Origin of the sequence: Streptococcus sp. A22 (assembly GCF_043674215.1) — a bacterium.
Lineage (GTDB): Bacteria > Bacillota > Bacilli > Lactobacillales > Streptococcaceae > Streptococcus > Streptococcus suis_V.
The window spans coordinates 1-3,539 of record NZ_JBIMJQ010000054.1; the positions used below are offsets into that span (position 1 = coordinate 1).

General features: G+C 40.8%; 1 protein-coding gene. It reads left to right on the top strand.

Going from position 1 to position 3,539, the window contains the following annotated elements; genetic code table 11:
- A partial coding sequence (locus ACHBHN_RS11170) for an N-6 DNA methylase (RefSeq protein WP_394734147.1) occupies positions 1-3,539 on the top strand: 3,539 nt, incomplete at both ends.

Consider the following 3,539-nt stretch of genomic DNA (forward strand, 5'->3'; position numbering starts at 1 on the left):
AGTGTTCATCAGGCAATATCTCTCCGAGAAGAGGGCTCTCTGGTTATTGCTAGTTTGGATGTAGATTTGTCTCAACTAGATGTTCAAACAGGAAAAACCAGTCATCTGCCTGCCTATGAAGAGTTGTCATTACGACGTAAATTTGAGATTCTAACTTATTTTGACCAAATTCGAAATGAACGTTCCAAAGTCCCAAGTTTTAGACGAGGTGATTTTGATACTGATATGGAAATGATACCAGTCTTTGAGGGAGAAGAGTTACTTACCTATCTAGAGGCTGATGGCAGTCCCTATGAGCTGAAACGAACGTTGACTACAGTCGAAGAAAAGGAGTTAGAAAAAATTGGACAAGCCATTAGGATAGAAAATCAAGAAAAATTGACTCAAGTGGGGATTGAGCTATCTCAGTTTGACCCAGACCAAGTTGGTATTTTATTGGATGCGGTAGGTCGTTTTCATTTGAAAAATTCGGACCTTGCTTTATTAGGTGGTTATCCAAAAGCTACGGTAACTCAACTAGCCCTTGCGACAGAACTACTCCAAATGGGATTGGGTCATGAAAAAATTGAATTTTTCTTTGGTAGCCAGCTTTCCATTGAAGAGCTGCGACAAATTGCTTACGCCTTTTTACACCAAGAACTTAGCAGAGAAGACGCGGAGCAATTTGAAAAAGATAAAGGCAATCAGCCAGATTTAACCCTCAGAGATTGGAAGAACAAGCTAGAGAAAGCTGAGGGAAAAGAAGTAGTTGATGAAGCGTTTGAGGTAAATCCACTTGTTCAGATGGTTTTGGACAACTATCCGCTTGGGACGTTGGTTTCCTATAAAGGACAGGACTTTGAAGTGACGTCGGTCAGCGATGCACGATTAAATGGTTTGATTCGAATTGAGTTGGTTAATGATTTCTCCGATATCATTGAACAAAATCCAGTTCTTTATTTGAGAACATGGGAGGAAATTAGTCAGGTGCTTCATATCCCAAAGCCAGAACCAAAAGTAGAGTTGGACGAACCAGACCAAGAGTTGAATCTTTTTTCATTTCTGGAAGAGGAAACAAGTCAATCCGTTAATGAAGCTGTTCAGAACATTGGAGTTTTGGATCCAGATGGTTCAGAAAAAGGTCATAACGATACTGATCTTGAAGATACAGATAATCAAATTCCTGAAGAGGAGGTAGTCGAAATAATTCCAGATAGTCCAGTAACAGACTTCCATTTTCCAGAAGATTTGACGGACTTCTATCCTAAGACTGCTAGAGATAAGGTTGAGACAAACATTGCGGCCATTCGTTTGGTAAAAAATCTAGAAGTAGAGCACCGCAATGCTTCATTAAGTGAACAAGAACTCCTTGCCAAGTATGTGGGCTGGGGTGGACTTGCCAATGATTTCTTTGATGACTATAATCCAAAATTTTCTATGGAACGTGAAGAACTCAAAAACTTAGTATCAGATAAAGAATATTCAGATATGAAACAGTCCTCACTGACGGCTTATTACACGGACCCTGCCCTTATCCGTCAGATGTGGGATAAGTTAGAAAGAGATGGCTTTACAGGTGGCAAAATCCTAGATCCTTCCATGGGAACAGGGAATTTCTTTGCGGCTATGCCCAAACACTTAAGAGAAAAGAGTGAGCTATATGGCGTAGAGCTAGATACCATTACAGGAGCTATAGCCAAACACCTTCATCCCAATAGTCATATTGAAATTAAGGGGTTTGAGACGGTGGCTTTTAACGACAATAGTTTTGATTTGGTGATTTCAAATGTGCCGTTTGCCAATATACGAATTGCGGATAACAGGTACGATAAGCCTTACATGATTCATGATTACTTTGTCAAAAAGTCGCTTGATTTAGTCCATGATGGTGGACAAGTAGCGATTATCTCTTCCACGGGAACTATGGATAAGCGAACAGAAAACATCTTACAAGATATTCGTGAGACAACTGAATTTCTTGGTGGGGTTCGACTGCCTGATTCTGCCTTTAAGGCCATTGCAGGAACGAATGTCACAACGGATATGTTGTTCTTCCAGAAACACTTGGACAAGGGATATGTTTCAGATGACCTAGCCTTCTCAGGTTCCATTCGTTATGACAAGGATAGTCGCATTTGGCTCAATCCTTACTTTGATGGAGAATACAATAGCCAAGTGCTAGGAATCTATGAAGTTAGAAACTTTAACGGTGGAACACTTTCAGTTAAGGGGACTAGTGATGACTTGTTTGCAAGTGTCCAAACTGCTCTAAATCACGTTAAGACTCCAATAGAGATTGATAGAAATGAGGTCATCATTAATCCAAATGTGTTGACCAAACAAGTCATTGATACTTCCATTCCAGCTGAAATGAGGGAGAATCTGGGTCAGTACAGTTTTGGTTACCAGGGTTCTACAGTTTACTATCGAGACAACAAAGGCATTCGAGTCGGAACCAAGACGGAAGAAATCAGTTACTATGTCGATGAAGAGGGCAACTTCAAAGCATGGGACACCAAGCATTCTCAAAAACAGATTGATCGCTTTAATGCCTTAGAAGTGACTGATAGAACTGCTCTGGATGTTTATGTGACCGATGATGCAGCAAAACGTGGTCAGTTTAAGGGTTATTATAAAAAGACAGTTTTCTATGAAGCTCCTTTGTCTGATAAAGAAGTGGCACGGATTAAGGGAATGGTCGATATTCGCAATGCCTACCAAGAAGTTATTGCCATTCAACGCTATTATGACTATGATAAGGAGACCTTTAACCACTTGTTAGGCAAACTCAATCGTACCTATGATAGCTTTGTCAAACGCTATGGGTATTTGAACAGTGCAGTGAACCGCAATCTTTTTGATAGTGATGATAAGTATTCGCTTCTTGCTAGTTTGGAAGATGAAAGTCTGGATCCAAGTGGAAAGTCTGTTATCTATACTAAATCCCTTGCCTTTGAGAAGGCTCTAGTCCGTCCCGAAAAAGAGGTTAAAAAGGTACATACTGCCCTTGATGCCTTAAATTCCAGCTTGGCTGACGGACGAGGTGTTGATTTCGCTTATATGATGTCTATCTATCAGGTTGATTCGCAGATGACCTTGATTGAGGAGTTAGGCGACCTCATTATGCCTGATCCTGAGAAGTATTTGAATGGAGAATTGACCTATGTTTCTCGCCAAGACTTTCTGTCAGGGGATGTCGTCACTAAGTTAGAAATGGTAGATTTATTCGTCAAACAAGACAATCAGGACTTTAACTGGTCACATTATGCAGGGCTACTAGAAACGGTCAAACCAGCCCGCATTACCTTGGCAGACATTGATTATCGAATCGGTTCACGCTGGATTCCTTTGTCTGTTTACGGAAAATTTGCCCAAGAAACCTTTATGGGGAAAGCCTATGAACTGTCTGACCAAGAAGTTGCGACAGTCCTAGAAGTCAGTCCCATTGACGGGGTTATCACTTACCAATCTAAGTTTGCCTATACCTATTCCAACGCAACGGATAGAAGTCTAGGTGTCCCTGCTTCACGCTATGATAGTGGTCGAAAAATCTTCGAAAA